Source organism: Allobosea sp. AK1 (assembly GCF_006714945.1).
GTDB classification, from domain to species: domain Bacteria; phylum Pseudomonadota; class Alphaproteobacteria; order Rhizobiales; family Beijerinckiaceae; genus Allobosea; species Allobosea robiniae.
Map to the genome: position 1 here is coordinate 459,728 of NZ_VFMG01000001.1, position 23,360 is coordinate 483,087.

A 23,360-nucleotide genomic window follows, 5' to 3' on the forward strand; every position below is an offset into this window, starting at 1 on the left:
ATTCGCCGCCTTCCGGTCGCAGCCTCCATTGCGAGGGCTGGCCGATGCGTGTTCTTGCCTCGATGATCGCTGCTGTCCTGGTTTCGGGAGCGACGGTCGCGCTCGCCCATCAGGCGCCGAGCGGCTGGGATTATCCGTTCTATTGCTGCCTCGATTCCGACTGCTCCCCGATCGAGGCGGAAGCCGTGCAGGAAGTCACCGGCGGCTTCGTCGTTACGATCGCGCCCGGCAAGCATCCGATGTGGTCGAGCGAGCGCAAGCAGCCGCTGCGGCTCGAAATCCCGCAGGACAAGGCCAAGCCATCGCCGGACGGCCGCTGGCATCTCTGCATCGATGATTCCGGCGAATTGCTCTGCTTCTTTGCGCCGGGCAACGATTCCTAGCGCATGAAATGCAGATTGCGGAACCGCCCGCGGAAGGCCGTGACGTCCTTCGCCACGGCTTCGGCCGGGCGCGAGCCGTTCAGCCCTTCCGCGATATAACCCGCAAGTTCCGGCATATCCGCCGCATTCATGCCGAAGCGGACGATCTCCGGCGTGCCGAGCCTGAGCCCGTTCACATCGCCCTCGACCGCGGGCAACGGCAGGCCGATGCCGCAGGAGAGGATGTTGACCATGCGCAGTCTCTTCGCCGCCGCCTGCCCGCCGCCATAGCCGGCCGCCTCGATCGCGAACTGATGCGAGGTTGTCATGCCCCGGTCGCGGGCGAAGACCGGCACCTGCCGCTCTGACAGCGCCTCGGCCAGCGCCTTCGCCGTCTTTGCCATCTCCTGCGCATAGGCGCGGCCATGCGCCTTCCAGTCGAGCAGCGAAACGGCGAGCGAAGCCGATTTTGCCGCGTCGAAATTGGCGGTGAGGCCGGGATAGGCAATGGCGTCGAGTTTTTTGGCGATCTCGGCATCGTTGGTCACGATCAGGCCGGAGGGCGGGCCGCCGAGGCTCTTATAGGTGCTCATCGTCATGAGATGGGCGCCCTCCTCCAGGGGCTGCTGCCAGCCATGGCCAGCGATCATGCCGGACATATGCGCCGCGTCGAACAGCACGATCGCGCCGATCTCGTCGGCGATGGCCCGAATCTCGCGGATCGGATGCGGGAACAGGTTGAGGCTGCCGCCGATCGAGATCAGCTTCGGACGCAGGCGCAATGCGTCGGCGCGGAGCTTCTCGACATCGACGGTGTAACGGACCGGATCGATCGGCGCGGGATGCGTGACGATGCCGTAGAGCCCGGCCGCGCCAGCGCCGTGATGGGTGACATGCCCACCGATCTCGCCGGGCGGCGCGATGATGCAGTCGCCGGCCTTGGCCGCGATCATGAAGGCGTAGAGATTGGCGATGGCGCCGGAGGGCACGCGGATTTCGGCATATTTTGCGCCGAACACCTCGGCGGCGAGCTCGGCGGCGATGATCTCGATCTGCTCGATCGCCTCAAGCCCCATCTCGTATTTGTCGCCGGGATAGCCGAGCGAGGGCCGCGCCCCGATCCCCGCCGAGAGCAGCGCCTCGGCCTTCGGATTCATGACATTCGTCGCCGGGTTGAGGTTGACGCAGTCGCGCTCATGGATCGTCCGGTTCTCGGTCGCCAGCGCATCGATCCGCGCCGCAATCGCATCGAGCGGCTGGCTTGCCGTCTCGCCCGCAATCTTGAGCACGTAATCCTCACTCGCTTGCGGAACCCAATCGCGCCTGCCCAGTGCCGTCATCTCGCTTGTCTCCCGAACCGCCCAATCCCGCGGTGCCGCCATAACAGCGGTTTGCCGGCCCGTGCGCAAACGAGTATTCATCGCTCGCAGGCTGAGGAATTCTCAGCCTCGACCTGGAGCCTCACCTTGCCGGTCAAGCCGCCGCGCCCGCGCCTGCCCTCGCTCAATGCGCTGCGTGCCTTCGAGGCTGCGGCGCGGCTGGAAAGCTTCGCCAAGGCCGCCGACGAGATCGGCGTCACGGCCGGCGCCGTCACCCAGCAGATCCGGCAGCTCGAAGCGGCATTGGGCTTCGCCGTCTTCCGCCGCCTGCCGCAGGGCGTCGCCCTGACCGAGGCGGCACGCGAGGCCCTGCCACGCCTGACGCGCGGCTTCGACATGCTGGGACAGGCGGTGCAGGCGCTGCGCGATGCCCAGCCGCACCGGCCGCTCGCCATCGCCGCCCTGCCCTGCCTCGCGCAGCTCTGGCTCTCGCCGCGCCTGCCGGCGATGCGGGCCGCATTTCCAGATTTGCAGATATCGATCTCGGCGATGGAGGAACCGCCCGATCCGCAGCGCGATCCCTACGATCTCTCGCTGTTCTATCGGGAGGCCGCACCGCAAAATGGCGGACTCCAGTTCGATGCCGACGCGATCCTGCCGGTCTGCATACCCGCGCTCGCCACGAAGCTCACGACACCCGCCGATCTCGCCGCGCAAACGCTGCTGCACGATGCGGTCTGGCGCAGCGACTGGGCACGCTGGCTCGCCTTCGCCGCGCCCGGCACGAAGGTCGACCCAGGCCGCGGCCCGGCCTTCTCGCTCTACAGCCTGGCGCTCGATGCCTCCCTGTCGGGCTCAGGCGTGCTGATGGGGCGGATGAGCCTCGTCGGGGGCCATCTCGCCGCGGGCAGGCTCGTCGCGCCGTTCCCGCAGGCCATGCCGACGGTCGATCGATTGACGCTCGCGGCGGCCACGGCTGCCGGCGCACATCCGCGCCGGGCCGAGATCATGGGCTGGCTCGCCGGCTCTGCCGGCCGAGCGCGTCAGATATAGGCGCCGCAATCGCCGGCGAGCGTCTGGTCCATCGAGCGCGAGGGCTCGGCACAGCCCGCCTCCCCGACGACCTTCGCCGGCACGCCCGCAACAGTCTTGTTGCGTGGCACCGGCTGGAGCACGACCGAGCCGGCCGCGACGCGGCTGCATTGGCCGACCTCGATATTGCCGAGGATCTTGGCGCCGGCGCCGATCAGCACGCCCTTGCGGATCTTCGGGTGGCGATCGCCGCCCTGCTTGCCGGTGCCGCCCAGCGTGACGCCGTGCAGCATCGAGACGTCGTCCTCGATAACCGCGGTCTCGCCGACGACAAGCCCCGTCGCATGGTCGAGGAAGATGCCCTTGCCGATCCGCGCCGCCGGGTTGATGTCGGTCTGGAACACCTCGGAGGAACGCGCCTGCAGATAGAGCGCGAAATCGCGCCGATCCTGCTTCCAGAGCCAATGCGCCAGGCGGTGGCATTGCAGCGCATGGAAGCCCTTGAAGAACAGCACCGGTTCGAGCACCCGATAGCAGGCCGGATCGCGGTCGAGCACGGCCATCACGTCGGCACGCATGCCAGCGCCGATCGTCTCGTCGCTGGCCATCGCCTCGGCGAAACCCTGCTCGATCAGGTCTGCGGTCACGGCGGGGTGGCCGAGCCGTGCCGCGACGCGATGGGCGACGGCGGCCTCGAAGCTCGGCTGGTTGAGGACAGACGCGACGATCAGCGTGCCGAGCGCCGGCTCGCCGGCGACGGCCGTTTCCGCTTCAGTGCACAAGCGGGTCCAGACGGGATCGACCCGATCGAGTCCGGTGGCGAAGTCACGTGCTTCCACGGCGGAGCGCCCTGACGGCATAGTCATTCTCCGGAAATGCTGGTCGGCGGAAGGACAGCCTACCCAAAGCAGGCGTCCGCATCAAAAGCTCAGGCCGGACCGGTGTTGAATCGAAAAGCGAGACAGCGGAATCAGAATTTCAGGGAAGATCGACAACACATTGGCGTCGCCCGCTTTTCCAGATTGCCTCTATTCATTCGTGAGATTCTCACAAACGCGCGAGGAAGTCGAGGACGGCCTGCTTGTGGCTCTTGTCGCCGACCGCGAGGTTATGGTCGCGCCCGATGATGTCGAAGGCCTCGGCGCCGGGAATGAGCTTCGCCAGTTCCGGGCCGGAGCCGGACACATCGTCCCTTGTTCCCACGCTGATCAGCGTCGGCATCGAAATCTGGCCCACCTGCTCGGCGGTCAGCGTCTGGCGCGAACCGCGGATGCAGGCGGCCAGCGCCTTGAGGTCGCTCCTGGTCTGCTCGGCGAAGGCGCGGAACATCCGCTGCATCGGGTCGGTCAGCCCATCGAGCGAAGGCGCCTCCATCGCATCGGCGATGCCGAGCGGCAGCCCGACGCCCTCGACCAGATGGATACCGAGCCCGCCGAGCAGCAATGCCTCCAGCCGTCGCGGATGCGCCAGCGCCAGATGCGCCGAGATCCGCGCGCCCATCGAATAGCCCATCACCGCCGCCCGCGGGATGTCGAGATGGTCCATCAATCGGCGCACATCCTCGGCCATGATCTGCGAGGAATAGGCGGCGGGATCGTAGAGCTTCTCGCTCTCGCCATGGCCGCGATCGTCGAGCGCGACGACGCGATAGCCGGCATGGGTCAGCGCCTTCGTCCACTGGGTATTGACCCAGTTGATGATGTGCGAGGAGGCGAAGCCATGGACGAGCACGACGGTGCGGTGCTTTGGCTCGTCGCTGGTCGGCGCCATGTCGATGAAGGCGATCTTCACGCCGTCGGAAGAAAAGCTCTGCATGCGGGTCTTGGGTCCAGCTCGGACGATCGGAACGGGGCTCTTTCCCTGCCACGGTCGAACCGGTTTGTGTACCCGCCATGGTGCGGCTTGCTTATGAGCGCCCGCCATGATGAACGATGAACATGACCCAGCCCGCCATTCGCGAATCGTCACGTCTTGCCATCGTCGACATCGCCCGCGGCGTCGCGCTGCTGGCCATGTTCGTCTATCATTTCGCCTATGATCTCTCGAGTTTTCGGCTGATCGAGACCGATATCGTCGCCGAGCCGGGTTGGCGGCTGTTCGCGCGCGGCATCGCCGGCACCTTCCTCGCCATCGTCGGCTTCAGCCTCGTCCTCGCGACGCGCAAGGGCTTCGACAGCACGGCTTATCTCAAGCGCCTCGCCATGGTCGCGGGCGCGGCCGCTCTGGTCACGCTCGGCACCTGGCGGTTCATGCCGGGAGAGTTCATCTTCTTCGGCATCCTGCACCATGTCGCGGTCGCGAGCCTGCTCGCCCTGCCCTTCCTGCGCCTGCCGACCATCGTCGTCGCGCTCGCTGCGGCAGTCGCCTTTGCGTTGCCTTCCTTCGTCGCCCATCCGCTGCTTGACCAGCCTTGGGCGGCCTGGATCGGCTTCTCCCGCGCGGAAATCCACACGGCCGATTTCGTGCCGGTCTTCCCCTGGTTCGGCTGCGTGTTGAGCGGGATCGTGCTGGCCCGCCTCATCCTGCCGCGCCTCGCCGGCACGGCGCTCGCTGGCTGGCGCCCCGGCAGCAAGGCGACCCGAATCGTCGCCTGGGGCGGGCGCCACAGCCTGCTGGTCTATCTCGTCCACCAGCCGCTCTTCATCGGCACGTTGATGCTGGCAACACAGGTCATCGCCCCGCCCTCGCCGGAAGAGCGTGCCTTCCGGACCGATTGCCAGCGCAGCTGCGCCGGCCCAAATGCCCCCGAGCAGGTCTGCCGGATGGTCTGCGCCTGCACCGTCGAAGGGCTCAAGCGCGAGAAGCTCTGGCAGAAGGCGCTCGACAACCTGCTCTCGCCGCAGGAAAGCACCCGGATGACCGAACTCGCCCAGGGTTGCCTTCGCGACGGGCGCTGATGCGAAACAGCGCACTGGCGCCCGGCGGGCTCACGCGATAGGTTGCGCCGCAATTCCAGCCTTTCGAAGAGCGACGACCATGGCCGCGACCGGCATCCCGCATTTCCACAACGACCCCGGTGTCCCCGTCATCCAGGTCGGCGCGCACGAGTTCATGTGCATCGGCGCCAAGCCGCCCTTCGACCATCCGCATGTCTTCCTCGACATGGGCGCGGACCACGAGATCGTCTGCCCCTATTGCTCGACGCTGTTCAAATACGAGCCGTCGCTGAAGGGCGCCGCCTGCATCCCGCCGGAATGCGCCTATACGGATTCGGCCAAGGCGGCCTGAGCCGAACACTCCACTGGTGGTTCGGGTTCTGAGGGGCACTCGCACCGCGTCTTCCAGCACCATCATCGAAGGCGTCCGATCCCGTGTCCGCTCCTCATTTCGTCATCGCCGGCGCCGGCATCGGCGGCCTGACCATGGCCCTGTCGCTGGCACGGCGCGGCATCGCAGCGACCGTCGTGGAGAAGCGCACCGGCTTCGGCGAGACCGGGGCCGGCCTGCAGGTCACCTCCAATTCCGGCCGCGTGCTCGATGCGCTCGACCTCGCCTTGCCGCTGAAGCGCATCAGCGTAACCTCGCACGGGCTGATGATCCGGCGCTGGGCCGATGGCTCGCAGGTGCTGGAGATGCCCTCCAGCCCCGAGCGCATGCCGACGCCGTTCCGCATGATGAAGCGCAACGACCTCCATACCGTGCTGCTCGACGCCGCCCGCGCCATGCCGAATATCCGCCTGATGGTCGGCCGCAGCGTGGACGAGGTCAGCCAGGATGGGGACGGCGTCACGATCGGGCTCGCCGCGCGCGACGCCGTCGGCGGGACGCTCTCGGCCCTTGGGCTGATCGGCGCCGACGGCCTGTGGTCACGCGTGCGCGATCTCACCGGCGACGCCTCGCCGCCGGTCTTCACCGGTTACGAAGCCTGGCGCGCCGTCGTGCCGGCTCGTGCTGGCGACAAGCCGCGCGTGACGCTGCATATGGGCTCCGGCCGCCACGCCGTACATTACCCCGTTGCCGCGGGCCGGGAGATCAACCTCGTCGTCGTCCGGCAGGCGAAGGAAGCCCGCGAGGGCTGGTCCCGCGAAGGCGACCGCACCATCGTAACCGATCATCTCGCCGGCGCTTCCCAGGCCTTACGCGATCTCACCGGCGCCGCGGAAGGCTGGCAGGTCTGGTCGCTGTTCGATCGCAAGCCGGCTGCCATGGCCAAGAGCCGGATCGCGCTGATCGGCGATGCCGCCCACCCGATCCTGCCCTTCCTTGCGCAGGGAGCGTCGCTCGCCATCGAGGATGCCGCCGTGCTCGCCCGCCTGCTCGCCGAGACGCTCAGTCGCGATGGCGCGCCGGGAGTGCCCGCAGCCTTCGCAGCCTATGCCAAGACCCGCGCCCAGCGTGTCGCTCGTGTGCAGGAGGAAAGCCGGGGCAATGGCCGCAACTACCATATGGGCTGGCCGCTCAGCATTGCCCGCGATTTCGCGCTGAAACGGCTCGGGCCGAACGGCCTGCGCAACCGCTATGGCTGGCTCTACGATTGGCAAGACACGGCCTGACCTCGTCAAAGCCGCAATCGCTTCCTATCTCTGTGCCGAGGGAAGGAACAGACATCCTATGATCCGCGTCAATCTCTACGAGCAGCTCAACGGCCGCGCCCGCGCCATGCCGCGCTGGCAGGCCTGGCTCGCCATGGCGGCAAGCCTGATCGTCGGCGTCGCGCTTTTCGTGCTGGCCGCGAGCCTCGCGCTCATCCTGATTCCGGTCGTGCTGGTCGTCGGCGCGATCGCGGTCTGGCGCCTCAAGGCCAAGCTGAAGGCGGCCGGTATCGACCCCGCCAACCCGTTCGCCAACCAGCCGCGCCAGCCGGACCGGGTCGAGGTCATCGACGCCGAATACCGCATCATCGAGCCGGACGAGCCGCGCCGCTGAGCCTCAGAAACCGCCCTTCAGGACGATGCCAGCGACGGCGCAGATCGCCAGGACCGGCATCATCCCGAGCTTGAAGCGCAGCAATGCGATGGCAGCGCCGGCCGCCAGCAAGGCCGCACGCCAGTCCAGCGAGGTCAGGACCGGCACCTCCGGGCTCATGCCGAGGAAGGACAGGCTGCCGACCTCGCGGAAGAGGACGTGCAGCCCGAACCAGAGCGCTAGGTTGGCGATGACGCCGACCACGGCCGCGGTGATCGCCCCGAGCGCGGCCGAGATCGCCCGGTTGCCACGCAGAGCCTCGACATAGGGCGCGCCCAGGAAGATCCAGAGGAAGCAGGGCGCGAAGGTCACCCAGACCGTCAGCAGCGCCCCAAGCCCGCCGGCGACGAGCGGCGGCAGGCTGCCCGGCGCCCGGAACGCGGCAAGGAAGCCGACGAATTCGAGCACGAGGATGAGCGGCCCCGGCGTCGTCTCGGCGAGGCCGAGCCCGTCCAGCATTTCGCCGGGCGCGAGCCAGCCGAAACCGTCGACCGCCGCCTGCGCGACATAGGCCAGCGCCGCATAGGCGCCGCCGAAGGTCACCACCGCCATCGCGCTGAAGAAGCTGCCGACCTGCGTCCAGACGCTGGCGGAGCCGGCGACCAGCCAGAACAGCGCCACCGGCCCGAGCCAGAGCGGCAGCCAGACGGCGAGCACGCGGGCAGCCCGCCCGGCCGAGGGCCTGATATGGTCGAGCTCTCCGCGCGCAAGCAGAGCGTCGAGCAAGCCCTCGCCCGCGGCATCCGCCGCGCCGCCGGCACCGCCCTTGCCGAACCAGCCGGGCCGAATGCGATTGCCCAGCCAGCCCGCGAGCCCCGCCAGCAGGACGATGAGCGGGAACGGCAATTTGAACAGGAAAATGCCGGCGAAAGCTGCAACGGCGATGCCGACCATCGCGCCGCTCTTCAGCGCCCGGCGGCTGATTCTCAGTCCCGCCTCGATGACGATGGCAAGCACCGCCGCCTTCACGCCGAAGAAGACCCCGTCGACCAGCGGGACATGCCTCCAGGTGACATAGAGGATGCTGAGACCCAGCATCACCAGCGCGCCGGGCAGGATGAACAGGAGGCCTGCGATCAGGCCGCCGATCGTGCGATGCATCAGCCAGCCGATATAGACGGCGAGCTGCTGCGCCTCGGGTCCGGGCAGAAGCATGCAGTAGTTCAGCGCATGCAGGAAGCGCTCTTCGCCGATCCAGCGTCGCTCCTCCACCAGCTCCCTGTGCATCAGCGCGATCTGGCCGGCCGGCCCGCCGAAGGACAGCAGACCGATCTTCGCCCAGATGCGGGTCGCCTCGCCAAGCGTCGGCAAACGCTCCGCATTTTGCAGTGCCATCTCAGCATCCGTTTCCGCGACGCTCATCGCTGCGCCTCCCCGGCCGGCTTCGGCACTGGCCAGTTATGGGTTTCCTCACCCGCATCACGGCACCAACGATAGAAGGCATCGTAGAGCAGCATGCCGGCCTCGAGCTGTTCGAGATCGTGCTTGTACATGCGCGACAGCCCAAGCGAGGCCGCAAGCAGGCCGGCCGCCTGCGGCTCGGCCTCCAGCGTCGCCGTATCGGCCGCCCGCACGATCCGGGCCAATCGGTCGAGCGCGGGCGACGCCAGCCGGAATTCCGCGATCATCGTATCGAAGGTGCAAAGCGGCCCGCGATGGCTCCAGAACACGCCGTCAATGTCGAAAGGCGTAGCGCCGAAGCGATCGGCCACCGCCTCGACCTCGGAGGCCGCAACGAAGAGGAACACGGCGCGCCGGTCTATGAAGCGGCGGATCAGCCAGGGACAGGCAATGCGGTCGACTTTCGGCCGCGCCCGCGTCACCCAGACGCTGCCGCCGGATACCCCTGGCGAAGGCAAACGTTCCGGCGAAAAGGTCAACCCACCAGCCTGTCGCCAGGCCTGATGACCGCCTTCAAGAGTTTCCGCGGTGATGCCGAGATGCCGCAGCCAGGCGGCGGCACCTTCGCTGAGCTTGAGGCCGCGATGGCAGACGACCACCACGCGCCGCTGCCCGGCGAATTCAGCGCCCCATTCGGAAACGGCGCGATAGTCGCGGCGGACCGAACCCGGCAGGAAGACGGGATCGGCGGTGACATCATCATCGATGCGGACATCGATGATGGCCGGCGCATCGGGAAGGCCGACCAGCCGTGACAGCTGGGCGACCGTGATCTGTTCGTTGGAAGACATGGCTTGCGTCCATCCTGAGCGAGGAAGTTGGACGCGAACATTGGGCCGAAGCCTCACGGGGTCGTCGCGATGCACCCCTTGGCGACGACTAGACCACATGGGCTCCGCCGGCGTCAACGCCGGCGGCCGTCTCACTCGATCCGGGAGACCAGGATCTTGTCGATGCGGCGGCCGTCGAGATCGACGACCTCGAAGCGCCAATGCCCTTTGTCGAAGCTCTCGCCGACATTCGGCAGATGGTTCATCTCGGCCAGGATGAAGCCCGCAACCGTCTGGAAATCGGCATCGCGCGGGATCGGAATGCCGAGTTCATGCGAGAACTCGTCGACCTGCATCCAGCCGGCGACGAGATAGGAACCGTCGGCGCGCGTCACGATCGCCGGCTCGTCCTCTTCCTCCTCCTGGAAGGCGCCGATGATCGCCTCGAGCACGTCGCCGGGGGTGATGATGCCCTCGAAATGGCCGTACTCGTCGAAGACCAGCGCCATATGCACGCGACTTGCGCGAATCTCGCGCAGCACATGCAGCGAGTCCGCCGTGTCCATCACGATCGGAGCTTCCTGGACCAGCGCGCGCAGATCGCCCCTGTCGCCGGCCTGAAGGAATTCGATCAGGTCCTTGACCACGACCACGCCGACGATCGAATCCGCCTCGCCGTCCTGCACGGGCAGGCGCGAGCGGCGCGTCGCGCGCAATTGCTCGCGGATTTCCTCGGCGCTGTCTTCGAGGTCGATGACCTCGACCTCGCGGCGCGGCGTCATCAAGGCGCGAGCCGAACGGTCGGCGAGGCGCATCACGCCTGCGATCATTTCGCGCTCGTCGCGCTCGAGCACGCCGGCGGTCTCCGCCTCGGCAATGATGGTGCGGACCTCCTCCTCGGTGACCCTCTCTTCCGACTCGCCCTTCTGGCCGAGCAGGCGCAGGACGGCCTTGCCGGAGACGTCGAGCAGGAACACCAGCGGCGCACCGACCTTGGAGAGCAGCGACATCGCCGGTGCGACCCGCGCCGCGACCCGCTCGGGATCGCGCAGCGCGATCTGCTTCGGCACGAGCTCGCCGAGGATCAGCGAGAGATAGGTGATGGCGACGACGACGAGGCCGACGCCGAGCGTGTCGGAAACCGATGGCGAGAAGCCATGCGTGCCCAGCCATTCCGACAGGCGCGCGCCAAGCGTGGCGCCGGAGAACGCGCCCGAGAGCACGCCGACGAGCGTGATGCCGATCTGGACTGTGGAGAGAAAGCGGCCGGGGTCTTCTGCCAGGCGCATCGCAGTGGCGGCGCCCTTGTTGCCCTGATCGCTGAGAACCTTGAGGCGCGCCGTGCGTGACGAAACCACAGCGAGTTCCGACATGGCGAGGAGACCATTGACGATCGTCAGCGCCACGACGATCAGGATTTCGGTTAACAAAACCAGCCTGCTTGCTGCGAAGCCACGACATCTGGCGGCTCGCTTCCTGCCCCCTTATAGCGGATCATCGCCCCAACGCGATGGGCCGGATGAAAGATTCGTGAGCGGATGATGAGCAAGCCGAGTTTCTGGCAGCCGACCGCCGATACACAGCTCGGCGCCGATCCCCGCCTGCGGGCGCCTTCCGCCCAGCGCAATCGCGATGCGATCCTCGCCGTCCTGCACGACGTGCTGCCGCAATCCGGGCGTGTGCTGGAAATCGCCTCCGGCTCTGGCGAGCATGCCGTGCATTTCGCCCGCGCCCTGCCCGACCTGACCTTCCAGCCGAGCGATCCTTCTCCGGATGCGGTGGCGAGCATCGCGGCCTGGACCCGGGAATCCGGCCTCGGCAACATCCTCCCGCCGGTCGTCGTCGATGCGACAGCGCTGCATTGGCCCGTCGAATCCGCTGATGCGATCCTCTGCATCAACATGATCCACATCGCGCCCTGGGCCGCGGCGGAGGGGCTGTTCCAGCAGGCGGGGCGCCTCTTGAAGCGGGGCCAGCCGCTCTATCTCTACGGCCCCTATCGCCGGCCGGGCCGGCCGCTCGAACCGGGCAACGCCGCCTTCGACGAAAGCCTGCGCAGCCGCGATCCGGCCTGGGGCCTGCGCGATAGCGATGCGGTCGCGGCGCTTGGCGCGGCAAACGGCTTCGGCACGCCCGAGATCGTCGAGATGCCCGCGAACAATCTGAGCGTGATCTTCAGGAAGAGCTGACTGCCGATGGCGCGATCGCGCAATGGTGGTGCGGACGGCGGGACTCGAACCCGCAAGCCTTTGAAGGCGCAAGATTTTAAGTCTCGTGCGTCTACCAGTTTCGCCACGTCCGCAGCGGGCACAGCGATAACGGGCAGCGTCAGCCGGCGCAAGCCTTGGCGATCGCGCGCCGGCCGTGCAGCGTTCAATGCGGGCGGGCGGGCTTGTACCACTCGACCCCGTCGGGATCGACATAGAGCCCCGGCTTGACGTCAGACCCGATGGTCTTCTCTTCCATCGGGACGCGCACCGTGTCGTCACGGTCGCCGCGCTTGACGTAGGGAGCGGCGCCCTGGCCGGAATGGCCATGCGCACCGCGCCCGACGCTGCTGGCCTGGCCGATGATGCCGCGCCGGCCCGCGACCTTGTCCTGCAATTCCGTCACCGAGCGCCCGGCAAAGGCGACCTTGGCCGTGCCCTCGACCACCGGCAGGGCGCGGCGCGCGGCGCCCTCGCCCGTCACGCGAACGCCGATGAAGCGCGGCACATAGCTCGCCCCGCCCTTGCCGAAGGATTCCCAGCCGCCGGCCGAGACCATCTGGGCGCCGCAGCGCTTGTGGTTGCGCTCGCAGGCTGCGCGCGAGCCATAACGCGGCGCCGCCTGCTCGAATTCGGCGCGGGCATTGCGATAGGCGAACTCGCACTGCTCCGCCGTCAGCTTGCCGGCCTCGATGCACTCATCGCGGCGCATATAAAGCGCGGCCTGCGCCTGGGCCGCGAGATCGGACGGCCCCGCGAGCGACAGGGCGGGAGCAAGAGTGGCGACGCGCAGCAGCGCCAGGGCGGAACCCGGAATCATCATCCAGCGTAATAGAATTACAATTGTGGCCATAAGGTAGCGAGGCCGGCTCACAGCAGCGCCCGCCTTGACGCTGCGAGCTCCCGCGTCGAGCCGTAGTCGATCTTGCCGTTGCCGAGCACGGGAATCGCCTGCGTCACCAGGATCGCGCGCGGTACCCACAGTTCCGGAAAACCTTGCTGCTTCGCAGCTTCCTGCAGAGCCGCCCGGTCGGCGTTCGGCGTCTCGGTGACGAGAACGAGCTGCTCGCCCTTGCGTGCATCCGGCAGCGCGACGACGACATGGTTCTGGTCCGGCCAGATCTTGGCGATCATGGTCTCGACCGCCGCGAGCGAGACCATCTCGCCGCCGAGCTTGGCGAAGCGCTTGGCCCGGCCGCGGATCGCGACGAAACCGTCCTCGATCACGACGATGTCGCCGGTATCGTGCCAGCCGCCCTCCGGCGGGATGATGCGGCCGGGCTGCTCGGGATCGAGATAGCCGGCCATGACGTTCGGCCCGCGCACGGTCAGACGTCCGCCCTCATGGATACCCTCCACCGGCTCCAGCTTGGCTTCGATGCCCGGCAGGAGCTTGCCGACGGTGCCCTCCCGCATCGCTGCCGGCGTATTGACGGCCAGCACCGGCGAGCATTCGGTGCAGCCATAGCCCTCGAGGATGGTGGTACCGTAGGGCTCCCACATCCGCTTGGTCTCGGCCTTCACGCGCTCGGCGCCGGCCACGACATAGCGCACGCTGCCGAGATCGCCCTTTTCCGCAGCGCGAGCATATCCTTGCAGGAAGGTGTCGGTGGCGAGCAGGAAGGTCGCCTTCATGTCGCCGATCAGCTTCGGGATCTGCTTGTAGTGCAGCGGGCTCGGATAGAGCACGACCTTCATGCCGTGCAGCAGCGGTACCATCAGCCCGGCCGTCAAACCGAAGGAATGGAAGGCCGGCAGCGGGTTCATGAACACGTCCCGCTCGGAGATCGCGCCTGCGGCGTGGGCAAAGACCTGCCTTGCGTTCGAGACGATATTGGCATGGCTCAATGCCACACCCTTCGGCTTGCCCTCGGTGCCGGAGGTGAACAGGACAACCGCGATATCATCGGGCTGCGCTTCATGGGCGCGATGGACGAGCCCGGGCGCCAGGCTCTGCAAGGCACCGAGCGCCTTGTCGAAACTGGTGATCTCCTTGCGGATATCTTCGAGATAGACGACCCGGCGCCCCTCGCCCAAAGCCGCGATCTCGTCGTCGAGCTTGCCCTGGTCGACGAAGCGGCGCGAGGTGACGATCGTCTTGAGCTCAGCCAGTTCGGCAGCCGCGCGCAGGTTGCGGACGCCGGCCGTGAAGTTCAGCAGCGCCGGCACCCGGCCATAGGCGAAGAGCGAGAACAGCGTCACTGCCATGCCCTGCATGTTCGGCAAGAGCACGCCGACATGCTCCTTCGGCGCCGTCAGCGCCGCAAGCTTGCGCCCCAGCACCAGCGCGCCGAGCACGAGCCGGCCATAGGTGATCGGCTGGCGCTCGGGGTCCTCCAGCGCGATGCGGCCCTTGCCATGGCGGGCGATGGTCTGAAGCAGGGCGCGGAAGATCGTGATCCGCGCGCCCGCGGCCTCGAAGCTGGTGGCGGCCATGCCTGGCGCGTCTCCCGTCGGCGTTTCGTCTGTCAGTCAAACTAGTGGGATCGACCCAGGTTTCAAAGCCGATCCAATTCGACATGACGTCATGCCGAGGCGACGCAGTGGATCACACGATATTTTACCCGGATCATATTGCCAGAAGCAATTCACCCGGATAATAAGCTCGCAATCAAGGAGCCTCAGGGTCGGAATCCATGCCCCACACTGCCTTTCATGACGCCACCCGCATCACCGGTGGCCCGCTGGCCGCCATCGCGCTCGCGGTGAAAGCCGCCTTCACCGCCGATCCGGCCGCCGCAATCCTCGTCTTCGACGATGCGACCGGGAAGGTGGTCGATCTCGACCTGCGCGGCAGCGATGCCGAGATCGCGGCGCGCTATGCGCCTCGAACAGACGAAGCAACCGATACACCGCGCGGCCGGGGACGTCCGAAGCTTGGTGTCGTCGCCCGCGAGGTGACCTTGCTGCCGCGTCATTGGGACTGGCTCGCTTTGCAACCGGGCGGTGCCTCGCAGGCTCTCCGGCGTCTCGTCGACGATGCCCGCAAGAGCGATGGCGGACGCAGCCAGGCACGAGCGGCACAAGAACGCGCCTACGCTTTCATCGCGACGATGGCGGGCGACCGCGAAGGTTTCGAGGAAGCCTCGCGCGCCCTCTTCGCCGGGGACGGCGAGCGCTTCGCCGAGCACAGCCGAAGCTGGCCCGCCGATATCCGGGCCTATGCACGGGAGTTGCTTGCCGGCTTTGCCCTTCCGGAGCCGAAGCTGTGACCGCCTACCTCGCTCCGAGCTGGGAAGCCGGCCGCGATCTCTTCCGCCGTAACATCGTCGGCGAGGTCGTGATGCTCAATCTCCTGCGCTTTCGCGATATCGCCGACTATGCGGCCACGCCCGAGCTGGCCCCGGCGGAAGCGATCAGCGGAGCAAAAGCCTTCCACCTCTACATCAGCCATACCCTGCCCTATCTCGAAGCAAGCGGCGGTTCGTTGCTCTTCATCGGCGAAGGCGGGCCCTTCTTCATCGGCCCGGAAGCGGAGCGCTGGGACCGCGCGATGCTGATAAGGCAGTCCTCCGTGGAGAACTTCATCGCCTTCGCCAGCCATGAGGGCTATCTCGCCGGCTATGGACACCGCCTGGCCGCCATCGCGGATTCCCGCTTGCTGCCGCTGGTCGGGATGGCGCGGCCTGCGGCAACCGGTGCTGCTGCATAGACGCAACGCCGGGGCGGGCTGCGCCCGGCGCATTGCTGCAACCTGCGCCGACAGGCATAGCCGCCGCATCGCATGTTTCCGCAAGGCCCTTCCATTCATGACCTCCCGCGCACAATGGCTCGGCATTCTCTGCGGCCTGCTGACCGCATTGATCTGGGGCGTCCAGTCCGTCGTCTCGCGGCATGCCATGCTGATCGACCTGACCCCGGCCGATGTCACGATCCTGCGCTTCGTCTCTGCCGCCGCCGTGCTGCTGCCCTGGTCGCTCCGGCATATGCGGCCGTTCCCGGTCGGCTCGCTCGGCTGGCCGCGGGCCTGGGTGATGGCGCTGCTGATCGGCCCGCTCTACAGCCTGATCCTCGTCGGCGGAGCCTCCTTCGCCCCGGCGCTGCACTCGTCGATCATCTCGCCCGGGCTGATCCCGGTCTTCACCGCGCTGCTGATCTTCCTCGTCACTGGCGAACGCGCCGGGCGGATGCGGCTCGCCGGCCTCGGCATCATCGTGCTGGGCATCGGCATCTTCTCGCGCGATGCGCTCGCGATGGCGCCGTCGCGGCCCGATGCCTGGATCGGCGACCTGCTTTTCGTGCTGATCGCCTTCCTGTGGTCGATCTTCGGCCTGCTCGCCCGCCGCTGGGGCGCTAGCTCGCTCGAGATCACCGCCGCCTCATGCATCCTCTCGGTGCCGCTGCTGGTGATCGTGGCGCTGGCGCTGCCGATCCATATGGCACGCGTGCCCTTCTCCGAGCTCGTGCTGCAGGCGCTCTACCAGGGGGTTCTGGTCGGCGTCGTCGCGCTCTATCTCTATGCCCGCTCCGTCGCGACGTTGGGCGCAGCCAAGGCGACATTGTTCCTGCCGCTGGTGCCGGTGGCGACGGCGGCCGCCAGCGCCCTGCTGTTGGCCGAGACGCCCTCGCCCACCGAATTGGTCGGCATGGCGATCGTCGTCTCCGGCATGCTGATCGCGTTCCGCTCGCCCTCTACGGGCTGAGGCGAATACGCGGCGTCTCAGCCCTTGTGCCCCTTGGCGATCGGCTCGACATAGGTCAGAGCCATGTCCCAGGGGAAATAGATCCAGGTATCCTGGCTGACCTCGGTGACGAAGGTATCGACGGTCGGCACGCCGGCCGGCTTGGCATAGACCGTGGCGAAATGCGCATTCGGCAGCATCTCGCGCACCACACGGGCGGTCTTGCCGGTATCGGTGAGGTCGTCGACCACCAGCACGCCCCTGCCCGTGCCGTCGCCGATCGCCTTGATGTTCGGGGCGATGTCCTTGAGCACCTTGAGCTCGGACTGGTTCTTGTAGTCGTGATAGCTCGCGACGCAGACGGTCTCGATCACCCGCAGGCCGAGCTCGCGGCAGATGATCGCCGCCGGCACCAGGCCGCCGCGGGTGATGCAGACCATCGCCTCGAAGGGGCCCTTCTCGGCAAGGCGCCACGCGAGAGCGCGGGCATCGCGATGGAACTGATCCCAGGAAACCGGGAAAGCCTTGTTCGAGGACGGTTCGGCCATGGACAGCGCTCCGGACTTGGCCCGACGCGAAAGGCGCGGGTTTCCGACCGAAAAGCCTATCGGCGCGCGCCTGACAAGAGGCACGCGCCGAACATCCCCAACCGAACGTCATTCGGTCCTGTCAGAATTCCGCCCAGCCATCCGCTCCGCCGCCGGATGCAACGCGCCGGCCGCGTGGGGCTGCCGGCACCACCCGCGGTGCCGGTGGCGCCGAATGAACCAGCTGCGGCGCAGCCCTGTGCCGGTCGCCGCCGAGCTGGAAGGCCGAGACCATCGTGCTCAGCGCCGCGGTTTCCTGCTGGAGATCGCGGGCGACCTTGGCGCTCTGCTCGGCAAGGAGCGAGTTCTGCTGCGTGATCTCGTCCATATGCGCGACGGTGCGGGCCATCTCGTCAATGCCGTTGGCCTGCTCGGTCGTCGCCTGCGAGATCTCGCTGACCGTCGAAGCCACCTTGGAGGCAGCGCCGACGATCTCGCCCAGCGTCGTTCCGGCATCCTTGACCAGGCCGACACCAGCTTGAATCTGCTGCGTAGAGTTCGCGATCAACGCCTTGACGCCATTGGCGGATTCGCTGCAGCGGGCAGCGAGTGCCCGCACCTCGGTTGCGACCACGGCGAAACCGCGCCCGGCATCGCCGGCCCGCGCCGCCTCGACCGCGGCGTTCAGCGCCAGCAGGTTGGTCTGGAAGGCGATCTCGTCGATCATCGAGATGATCTCGGAAATGCCGGACGAAGCCTGTTCGATCCGCCCCATCGCCGCGACTGCCTCGGTGACGATGGCGCCGCCGCGCGCCGCGACCGCGCTCGCCTCGTTGCCGAGTTGGACCGCCATCCGCGAATTGCCGGCACTGTGCTTCACCGACGCGGCAAGCTCCTCCGTCGTTGCCGCGGTTTCCTGCAGGCTCGATGCGTTGGCCTCGGTCCGCTCCGCCAGTTGCTGGCTGTCGGAGGTGATCTTGAGCGAAGCGCTGTCGATCCGTGCCGAGATGTCGCTGACCGTGCCGACCACCTCAGTCAGCGTATCGAGCAGGTCGTTGACGCCGGCACAGAGCGTCGCGACCTCCCCGGTCTTGCCGTCGAGCGGCACGCGCCCGGTCAGGTCCTTGCCCTTGGCCCGGTCGATCACTGCGCTCGTCTCCTTCACCGCCGCTTCGAGCTGCTTGCCCTTGAAGGTCGCGGTGATGTCGGAGGCGAATTTGACGACCTTATAGGGACGCCCCTGCGCATCGAGGATCGGGTTGTAGCTCGCCTGGATCCAGATCTCCTTGCCGCCCTTGCCGATGCGCCGATACTGGCCGGCATCGTATTCGCCCTTGCCGAGACGCTCCCAGAAGGCGCGATAGGCCGGCGTCTCGCGCTCGGCCGGGTCGACGAACAGGCGGTGATGCTGGCCGACGATCTCGGCCAGCGAATAGCCAAGCACGCTGAGGAAATTCTCGTTTGCCGCCAGTATCTTGCCGGCGAGATCGAATTCGATCACGGCTTGCGCCTTGTCGATGGCGGCGCGCTGCCCTTCGAGATCGGCGAGGCGGTTCTTCTGCTCGGTCACGTCGAAGGCGTATTTGATCACACCGACCGGCTTGCCGCCCGCCCCCAGGATCGGGGTGTAGCTCGCCTGGATCCAGATCTCCTTGCCGCCCTTGCCGAGCCGCAAGTACTGCCCGCGTGAGAACTCGCCGCGGCCGAGATCGGCCCAGAACTGCTTGTAAGCCGGGCTGCCCTTCTCCTCGGGCGTCACGAAGATACTGTGATGCTGCCCCTTCACCTCCGCCAGCGTGTAACCGACCGCCGACAGGAAGTTGTCGTTGGCATCCAGGATCTTGCCGTCGAGATCGAACTCGATCCGCGCCTGCGAGCGGTTGATGGCGTCCAGCTGTCCCGCAGCATGCCGGTTCGCGAAAAGGCCGGAAAAGAGCGGCATCCATATCCCCCTTCGGCGCGGCCCGCGGATCAGGCGTCCTTGTGGCCAGCGTCGCCGTGAAAGCCCCGATCGGATACCTACGGCGCCCGGGCGCGGCAGGGGGCCGAATTCTTTCCGGCCACCTACCAAGCATCACTCAAACTAGTTTATGAATGATTGATGATTAGAATATATCTCAACTTGAAGTAGAAAATTCATCTACGAAAAGCGCTTCATACCTATAGCAGATATAATAGGGTCATGGGAAGATTAGGTTGCGATTTATAAAAACACAAACGCTCCGTAAAGTTGTATAAAAAACGCAAAAGTTGTGGAATAAACTTTATTCAGAGTGATTTCTGCTTTTCGCCGGCGACCATCGTTTTCACCGCAGCCATTGCTGCAAGCAGTTTCTCTCCGTCGCGCGATCTCACGACGATATTCGTGTCCGGTCCGGTTTCAGACCAGAACGGATAGGAGCCGATCGAAACCTCCGGATGGGCCCTGGCGACCTCGGCAAGCGGCCCGCCGATATCCCCCTCGCGCAGCCCGGCCCGGACCGTGTCGGACAGCATTTTCGCCCCCGTCTGCAAGGTCGGCCCGATGACGTCGAGCATCGCCTGCATGATCGCGGGCACGCCGGCCATGACGTAGACGTTGCCGATGTTGAAGCCAGGCGCCTTGGAGATCGCATTCGCAACCAGTTCGGCCCCGGCGGGGATACGCGCCATCCGCATGCGGGCTTCGTTCAGTTCCTCCGGCGAGAAGCGTTCGGAGAGCATCGCAACGGCGCGGGGGTCATGGTCGATCGCGACGCCGAAGGCGGCCGCGACCGCATCCGCCGTGATATCGTCATGGGTCGGCCCGATCCCGCCGGTGGTGAAGACATAAGTGTAGCGGCCGCGTAGCGCATTGACCGCCGCGACGATCTCTTCGGACACATCGGGCACGACGCGGACTTCGCGCAGGTCGACGCCGATATTGGTGAGATACTCGGCAATGTAGCCGATATTCTTATCCTTCGTCCGCCCGGACAGAATCTCGTCGCCGATCACCAGGATCGCGGCCGTGACGATGGTGGCGGAACTGGATTCATTCACGGGCATGGCGTCGGCGCTCCTGGCTTGCGCACAAGAGCTAGGCTTTCCCCGCGAAGTGCTCAAGCTCCGCCGCGGGCGCGCCCGTCATGCTTTAGCCGCGCGCTCAGGCCGGCTTGCGCTCGAACACCAGGTTGAGCCGTGTCTGGGCGACGAGCCTATAGCCGCTGCGCCCGAGCAGGCCGGCAAGATCGGTCTGCCAGCGCTGGCGCGAATCCTCGATGATGATGAAGCCCGGCCAGAGCGCTTGCGGCGCGTCGCGCAGGAAAGGTTCGAGAATCAGGTCTTCGGCGCCTTCGACATCGAGCTTGACCGCGTCGATGCGCTCATAGCCCTCGCCCTCGACCAGCGAGAGCAGCGTCATCGCCGGCACCTTGACCGAAGTCCCGGCACTCGAATTGAGGATGCGGACGCTCGATTCCCCGCGATTGGTCGGATCGATGAACAGGGTCAGTTCGCCCGGCTTGTCGGCGAGTGCACAGGCCACCGCCTTGACGGTCCCGAACGGGTTCTGCGCGATGTTGAAGGCAAGGCGGGCGAAGATCTCGGGCTGCGGCTCGACCGCCAGGATGCGCGCGCCCCGCCCGGCCCGCGCCGCGACGAAGAGCGAATAGGCGCCGATATTCGCGCCGATATCGATGAAGGTGAAGCCGTCGCGCAGCCGCGAGACCAGCAGCTCCCGCTCGATCGCATCGAAATATTGCGGCGTGAACAGCACCCGCTTCTCGCAGACATTCCCGTCCGGATAGAGACGCATCTTCGCCCCCAGCGACTCGATGTCGACAGGCGCGCCGTCGAGCGAGCGCAGGCCGAGGCGCCGCAGCGCATAGGCCACCTTACGCCCGAGGAAGCTGTCGGAGGCTGCCCGCGTCCGGGCGATGATGCGGGCGAGATAGGCTTTCGGCGCGAAGGTGCCGAAAGGCCGCTCTTCCGCCGGGTTCTGTTCGATGATGGCCATTGCGCCCGCCTGATACACCTCGCCGCGCCCGCGCGCCAGTCACCCGCCTCTCGCGCTCGACCGGCTTGCGTGCGCCATTAAACGCAATAGATATGGGGCAAGGAGTTTTCCGCGCGCAATGACCTTCGAAGACACCATCGGCCGCTCGCGTTCGCGCGAGCCCGCCATCAAGATACATGGCCCCGAGGCCTTCGCGGCCATGCACAAGGCCGGCCGGCTGACCGCCGCGGGGCTCGACATGCTCGGCGCTCACGTCAAGCCCGGCGTCACCACGCAGCGCCTCGACGAGCTCGCCTTCCAGTTCGCCATGGACAACGGCGCCTACCCGGCGACGCTGTTCTATCGCGGCTACACCAAGTCGATCTGCACCTCGATCAACCATGTCGTCTGCCACGGCATTCCCGACGACAAGCCGCTGCGCGAAGGCGATATCCTCAATATCGACTACACCCTGATCGTCGATGGCTGGCATGGCGATTCGAGCCGCATGTACGGCGTCGGCGAGATCTCGCGGAAGGCCGAGCGCCTGGTCGAGATCACCTATGAGAGCCTGCAGCGCGGCATCAAGGCCGTGCGCGCCGGCGCCACCACCGGCGATATCGGCTTCGCCATCCAGCGTTATGCGGAAGGCGAGCGCTGCTCGGTGGTGCGCGACTTCTGCGGCCACGGCATCGGCCAGCTCTTCCACGACGCGCCGAACATCCTGCACTATGGCAGTCCCGGCGAGGGCGTGCTGCTCAAGCCCGGCATGGTCTTCACCATCGAGCCCATGATCAATCTCGGCAAGCCGGGAGTGAAGGTGCTCTCCGACGGCTGGACCGCCGTGACCCGCGACCGTTCGCTCTCGGCCCAGTTCGAGCATCAGATCGGCGTCACCGAGCAGGGCTGCGAGATCTTCACGCTCTCGCCCGGCGGCCTCGACAACCCGCTCGTTGCAAAATGAGCGTCGGCATCGGCAAGGGTGCAGGTAAGGGACCGCGCAAGGCGCCCTCGCCGGCCAGCCCTTCCGACGCCGGCACGCCGCACTATCGCGGCCATCGCGAACGCCTGCGCACGCGTTTCGAGGAATCCGGCGCGGAAACCCTGCCGGATTACGAGTTGCTGGAGCTTCTGCTTTTCCGCTCGATCCCGCAGCGTGACGTCAAGCCCCTCGCCAAGGAGCTGATCCAGCGCTTTGGTTCCTTCGCGGAAGTGCTCGGCGCCCCGGCCTCGCGCCTGACCGAGGTGAAGGGCGTCGGCGAAGGCGTCGCGCTCGACCTCAAGATCGTCGAAGCCGCCCTGAAACGCATGGCCAAGGGCGCCGTCGGCAAGCGGCCGGTGCTTTCCTCCTGGTCCTCGGTGCTGGACTACTGCCGGATGGCGATGGCCTTCGCCGAGCGCGAGCAGTTCCGCATCCTCTTCCTCGACAAGAAGAACACCCTGATCGCCGACGAGGTGCAGCAGACCGGCACGGTCGACCATACGCCGGTCTATCCGCGCGAGGTGATGCGCCGCGCGCTGGAGCTGTCGGCCTCCGCGATCATCCTGGTTCATAACCATCCGTCAGGCGATCCCACCCCATCCGGCGCCGACATGCGGATGACGCGCGAGCTGGTCGATATCGCCAAGCCCCTGGGCGTCGCCATCCACGACCACATCATCGTCGGCCGCGACGGCCATGCCAGCTTCCGCAGCCTCGGACTGATCTGATGACGAAACTGGCGGTCAAGCGCGTCTACGATCCCCCGGCACCCGGCGATGGCCGGCGTATCCTGGTCGACCGACTCTGGCCGCGCGGCGTCTCGAAGGACCGGATCGATCTCTGGCTCAAGGACCTCGCGCCCAGCGACGCGCTGCGCCACGAATTCCACGGCCATCCCGACCACTGGGACGAGTTCTGTATCGCCTATGCGACCGAGCTTGGCAGCCCGCCGGCCCAGGCCGCTCTCGCGACCCTGGCAGCCGAACGGAAGCAGGGCCCGGTCGTCCTGCTCTATGCGGCGAAGGACGAGAACCGGAACAATGCGGTTGCCCTGCGCCTCTGGCTGGACGCCCGCCCGAATTCGGTCCAAGAATAGCGCAGGCATGGCCGCCCGGCGCGGCGCGACGAAGGTACAGCCGCTTCATGCGGGCTGGCTCAGCTTTGCCAAGATCAACTAAAGCAAACTGTACCTGATCAATACTGCCCATGAAAAAGGCAGATCAGATGAATTACGTGGCTATTCTCCCTCTTCCCGAACGGCCGCGAATGCGCATAGGC

General features: G+C 66.7%; 25 protein-coding genes and 1 tRNA gene. 13 read left to right on the plus strand and 13 right to left on the minus strand.

Annotation, left to right across the window (positions count from 1 at the left end; genetic code table 11):
- Positions 1–44 precede the first annotated feature (44 nt).
- Complete coding sequence (locus FHT98_RS02345; RefSeq protein WP_061967040.1) at positions 45–383, plus strand: hypothetical protein; 339 nt, start codon at positions 45–47, stop codon at positions 381–383.
- Here the strand turns inward: FHT98_RS02345 and FHT98_RS02350 are convergent.
- Positions 380–1,702 carry a serine hydroxymethyltransferase gene (locus tag FHT98_RS02350; protein WP_142112126.1) on the minus strand — a complete coding sequence of 441 codons (1,323 nt, stop codon included), beginning with the start codon at positions 1,700–1,702 and terminating at the stop codon, positions 380–382. The two genes, FHT98_RS02345 and FHT98_RS02350, sit on opposite strands and share 4 nt — an antisense overlap.
- Positions 1,703–1,828: 126 nt before the next feature.
- Here FHT98_RS02350 and FHT98_RS02355 point away from each other — a divergent pair, with 126 nt between their 5' ends.
- Entirely contained in the window at positions 1,829–2,734 is a 906-nt protein-coding gene (locus FHT98_RS02355) for a LysR family transcriptional regulator (protein ID WP_185745044.1), read from the plus strand.
- Here the strand turns inward: FHT98_RS02355 and cysE are convergent.
- Positions 2,725–3,573, minus strand: coding sequence for a serine O-acetyltransferase (gene cysE / locus FHT98_RS02360; RefSeq protein WP_091856599.1), 849 nt, complete (start codon positions 3,571–3,573; stop codon positions 2,725–2,727). The two genes, FHT98_RS02355 and cysE, sit on opposite strands and share 10 nt — an antisense overlap.
- Before the next feature lie 187 nt (positions 3,574–3,760).
- On the minus strand, positions 3,761–4,528 hold the full coding sequence (locus FHT98_RS02365; RefSeq protein WP_142112128.1) for an alpha/beta fold hydrolase: 768 nt from the start codon (positions 4,526–4,528) through the stop codon (positions 3,761–3,763).
- Positions 4,529–4,650: 122 nt separating this feature from the next.
- On the opposite strand from FHT98_RS02365, the gene FHT98_RS02370 reads away from it, so the two are divergent.
- The 4 genes from FHT98_RS02370 (at position 4,651) to FHT98_RS02385 (ending at position 7,579) form a co-directional block, all read left to right on the plus strand.
- Positions 4,651–5,610, plus strand: coding sequence for an acetyltransferase domain-containing protein (locus FHT98_RS02370; protein ID WP_162260094.1), 960 nt, complete (start codon positions 4,651–4,653; stop codon positions 5,608–5,610).
- A 79-nt stretch (positions 5,611–5,689) separates the two neighbouring features.
- Positions 5,690–5,941, plus strand: coding sequence for a zinc-finger domain-containing protein (locus FHT98_RS02375; RefSeq protein WP_091856596.1), 252 nt, complete (start codon positions 5,690–5,692; stop codon positions 5,939–5,941).
- Between the two features lie 83 nt (positions 5,942–6,024).
- Positions 6,025–7,206 carry an FAD-dependent monooxygenase gene (locus FHT98_RS02380; RefSeq protein ID WP_142112129.1) on the plus strand — a complete coding sequence of 394 codons (1,182 nt, stop codon included), beginning with the start codon at positions 6,025–6,027 and terminating at the stop codon, positions 7,204–7,206.
- Positions 7,207–7,264: 58 nt separating this feature from the next.
- Positions 7,265–7,579, plus strand: coding sequence for a hypothetical protein (locus FHT98_RS02385; protein ID WP_061967028.1), 315 nt, complete (start codon positions 7,265–7,267; stop codon positions 7,577–7,579).
- Between the two features lie 3 nt (positions 7,580–7,582).
- Here FHT98_RS02385 and chrA read toward each other — a convergent pair whose 3' ends face one another.
- The 3 genes from chrA to FHT98_RS02400 form a co-directional block, all read right to left on the minus strand.
- Positions 7,583–8,980, minus strand: a complete 1,398-nt coding sequence (gene chrA, locus FHT98_RS02390) for a chromate efflux transporter (protein ID WP_142112130.1) — start codon at positions 8,978–8,980, stop codon at positions 7,583–7,585.
- Entirely contained in the window at positions 8,977–9,810 is an 834-nt protein-coding gene (locus FHT98_RS02395) for a chromate resistance protein ChrB domain-containing protein (RefSeq protein ID WP_142112132.1), read from the minus strand. The genes chrA and FHT98_RS02395 overlap by 4 nt, the downstream gene beginning before the upstream one ends.
- A 131-nt stretch (positions 9,811–9,941) precedes the next feature.
- Entirely contained in the window at positions 9,942–11,204 is a 1,263-nt protein-coding gene (locus FHT98_RS02400; protein ID WP_210244405.1) for a hemolysin family protein, read from the minus strand.
- A 126-nt stretch (positions 11,205–11,330) separates the two neighbouring features.
- Between FHT98_RS02400 and FHT98_RS02405 the strand changes: the two genes are divergently transcribed.
- Entirely contained in the window at positions 11,331–11,978 is a 648-nt protein-coding gene (locus FHT98_RS02405; protein ID WP_210244320.1) for a DUF938 domain-containing protein, read from the plus strand.
- Between the two features lie 26 nt (positions 11,979–12,004).
- Here the strand turns inward: FHT98_RS02405 and FHT98_RS02410 are convergent.
- The 3 genes from FHT98_RS02410 to FHT98_RS02420 form a co-directional block, all read right to left on the minus strand.
- Positions 12,005–12,091, minus strand: a tRNA-Leu gene (locus FHT98_RS02410).
- A 71-nt stretch (positions 12,092–12,162) separates the two neighbouring features.
- Positions 12,163–12,816, minus strand: a complete 654-nt coding sequence (locus FHT98_RS02415; protein WP_170843346.1) for a DUF1190 domain-containing protein — start codon at positions 12,814–12,816, stop codon at positions 12,163–12,165.
- Between the two features lie 50 nt (positions 12,817–12,866).
- On the minus strand, positions 12,867–14,432 hold the full coding sequence (locus FHT98_RS02420) for an AMP-binding protein (RefSeq protein ID WP_061967021.1): 1,566 nt from the start codon (positions 14,430–14,432) through the stop codon (positions 12,867–12,869).
- Between the two features lie 200 nt (positions 14,433–14,632).
- On the opposite strand from FHT98_RS02420, the gene FHT98_RS02425 reads away from it, so the two are divergent.
- The 3 genes from FHT98_RS02425 (at position 14,633) to FHT98_RS02435 (ending at position 16,639) form a co-directional block, all read left to right on the plus strand.
- Entirely contained in the window at positions 14,633–15,208 is a 576-nt protein-coding gene (locus FHT98_RS02425) for a DUF2239 family protein (RefSeq protein ID WP_142112138.1), read from the plus strand.
- Positions 15,205–15,648: a DUF1330 domain-containing protein gene (locus tag FHT98_RS02430; RefSeq protein ID WP_142112140.1), complete on the plus strand. Its 444-nt coding sequence runs from the start codon at positions 15,205–15,207 to the stop codon at positions 15,646–15,648. The genes FHT98_RS02425 and FHT98_RS02430 overlap by 4 nt, the downstream gene beginning before the upstream one ends.
- Before the next feature lie 97 nt (positions 15,649–15,745).
- The gene (locus FHT98_RS02435; RefSeq protein ID WP_185745045.1) at positions 15,746–16,639 is read left to right on the plus strand and encodes a DMT family transporter; all 894 of its coding nucleotides are present in this window, start codon (positions 15,746–15,748) and stop codon (positions 16,637–16,639) included.
- Positions 16,640–16,656: 17 nt separating this feature from the next.
- Here the strand turns inward: FHT98_RS02435 and gpt are convergent, their stop codons facing one another.
- From gpt to FHT98_RS02455, 4 genes are all read right to left on the minus strand, one after another.
- Entirely contained in the window at positions 16,657–17,166 is a 510-nt protein-coding gene (gene gpt, locus FHT98_RS02440) for a xanthine phosphoribosyltransferase (RefSeq protein ID WP_142112145.1), read from the minus strand.
- A 121-nt stretch (positions 17,167–17,287) separates the two neighbouring features.
- On the minus strand, positions 17,288–19,087 hold the full coding sequence (locus tag FHT98_RS02445) for a methyl-accepting chemotaxis protein (protein WP_142112147.1): 1,800 nt from the start codon (positions 19,085–19,087) through the stop codon (positions 17,288–17,290).
- A 326-nt stretch (positions 19,088–19,413) separates the two neighbouring features.
- Entirely contained in the window at positions 19,414–20,172 is a 759-nt protein-coding gene (locus FHT98_RS02450; protein WP_142112149.1) for a competence/damage-inducible protein A, read from the minus strand.
- A 97-nt stretch (positions 20,173–20,269) separates the two neighbouring features.
- Positions 20,270–21,121 carry an FkbM family methyltransferase gene (locus FHT98_RS02455; RefSeq protein ID WP_061967008.1) on the minus strand — a complete coding sequence of 284 codons (852 nt, stop codon included), beginning with the start codon at positions 21,119–21,121 and terminating at the stop codon, positions 20,270–20,272.
- A gap of 118 nt (positions 21,122–21,239) precedes the next feature.
- Here FHT98_RS02455 and map point away from each other — a divergent pair, with 118 nt between their 5' ends.
- Genes map through FHT98_RS02470 form a run of 3 tightly spaced genes read left to right on the plus strand, consistent with a single transcriptional unit; the run spans position 21,240 to position 23,178 of the window.
- Positions 21,240–22,064: a type I methionyl aminopeptidase gene (map, locus tag FHT98_RS02460; RefSeq protein ID WP_142112151.1), complete on the plus strand. Its 825-nt coding sequence runs from the start codon at positions 21,240–21,242 to the stop codon at positions 22,062–22,064.
- On the plus strand, positions 22,061–22,810 hold the full coding sequence (gene radC / locus FHT98_RS02465; RefSeq protein ID WP_142112154.1) for a RadC family protein: 750 nt from the start codon (positions 22,061–22,063) through the stop codon (positions 22,808–22,810). Before map ends, radC begins: the two co-directional genes overlap by 4 nt.
- On the plus strand, positions 22,810–23,178 hold the full coding sequence (locus FHT98_RS02470; protein WP_142112156.1) for a DUF488 domain-containing protein: 369 nt from the start codon (positions 22,810–22,812) through the stop codon (positions 23,176–23,178). The genes radC and FHT98_RS02470 overlap by 1 nt, the downstream gene beginning before the upstream one ends.
- Positions 23,179–23,360 lie beyond the last annotated feature (182 nt).

What these genes read in the sequence shown, in the direction of transcription:
- gpt (WP_142112145.1), bottom strand. Translation starts at nt 17,166, where the DNA reads ATGGCCGAACCGTCCTCGAACAAGGCTTTCCCGGTTTCCTGGGATCAG.
- FHT98_RS02350 (WP_142112126.1), bottom strand. Translation starts at nt 1,702, where the DNA reads ATGACGGCACTGGGCAGGCGCGATTGGGTTCCGCAAGCGAGTGAGGAT.
- FHT98_RS02455 (WP_061967008.1), bottom strand. Translation starts at nt 21,121, where the DNA reads ATGGCCATCATCGAACAGAACCCGGCGGAAGAGCGGCCTTTCGGCACC.
- FHT98_RS02415 (WP_170843346.1), bottom strand. Translation starts at nt 12,816, where the DNA reads ATGATTCCGGGTTCCGCCCTGGCGCTGCTGCGCGTCGCCACTCTTGCT.
- FHT98_RS02420 (WP_061967021.1), bottom strand. Translation starts at nt 14,432, where the DNA reads ATGGCCGCCACCAGCTTCGAGGCCGCGGGCGCGCGGATCACGATCTTC.
- FHT98_RS02385 (WP_061967028.1), top strand. Translation starts at nt 7,265, where the DNA reads ATGATCCGCGTCAATCTCTACGAGCAGCTCAACGGCCGCGCCCGCGCC.
- FHT98_RS02365 (WP_142112128.1), bottom strand. Translation starts at nt 4,528, where the DNA reads ATGCAGAGCTTTTCTTCCGACGGCGTGAAGATCGCCTTCATCGACATG.
- FHT98_RS02375 (WP_091856596.1), top strand. Translation starts at nt 5,690, where the DNA reads ATGGCCGCGACCGGCATCCCGCATTTCCACAACGACCCCGGTGTCCCC.
- FHT98_RS02435 (WP_185745045.1), top strand. Translation starts at nt 15,746, where the DNA reads ATGACCTCCCGCGCACAATGGCTCGGCATTCTCTGCGGCCTGCTGACC.
- map (WP_142112151.1), top strand. Translation starts at nt 21,240, where the DNA reads ATGACCTTCGAAGACACCATCGGCCGCTCGCGTTCGCGCGAGCCCGCC.
- cysE (WP_091856599.1), bottom strand. Translation starts at nt 3,573, where the DNA reads ATGCCGTCAGGGCGCTCCGCCGTGGAAGCACGTGACTTCGCCACCGGA.
- chrA (WP_142112130.1), bottom strand. Translation starts at nt 8,980, where the DNA reads ATGAGCGTCGCGGAAACGGATGCTGAGATGGCACTGCAAAATGCGGAG.
- FHT98_RS02445 (WP_142112147.1), bottom strand. Translation starts at nt 19,087, where the DNA reads ATGCCGCTCTTTTCCGGCCTTTTCGCGAACCGGCATGCTGCGGGACAG.
- FHT98_RS02345 (WP_061967040.1), top strand. Translation starts at nt 45, where the DNA reads ATGCGTGTTCTTGCCTCGATGATCGCTGCTGTCCTGGTTTCGGGAGCG.
- radC (WP_142112154.1), top strand. Translation starts at nt 22,061, where the DNA reads ATGAGCGTCGGCATCGGCAAGGGTGCAGGTAAGGGACCGCGCAAGGCG.
- FHT98_RS02470 (WP_142112156.1), top strand. Translation starts at nt 22,810, where the DNA reads ATGACGAAACTGGCGGTCAAGCGCGTCTACGATCCCCCGGCACCCGGC.
- FHT98_RS02450 (WP_142112149.1), bottom strand. Translation starts at nt 20,172, where the DNA reads ATGCCCGTGAATGAATCCAGTTCCGCCACCATCGTCACGGCCGCGATC.
- FHT98_RS02405 (WP_210244320.1), top strand. Translation starts at nt 11,331, where the DNA reads ATGAGCAAGCCGAGTTTCTGGCAGCCGACCGCCGATACACAGCTCGGC.
- FHT98_RS02395 (WP_142112132.1), bottom strand. Translation starts at nt 9,810, where the DNA reads ATGTCTTCCAACGAACAGATCACGGTCGCCCAGCTGTCACGGCTGGTC.
- FHT98_RS02370 (WP_162260094.1), top strand. Translation starts at nt 4,651, where the DNA reads ATGACCCAGCCCGCCATTCGCGAATCGTCACGTCTTGCCATCGTCGAC.
- FHT98_RS02425 (WP_142112138.1), top strand. Translation starts at nt 14,633, where the DNA reads ATGCCCCACACTGCCTTTCATGACGCCACCCGCATCACCGGTGGCCCG.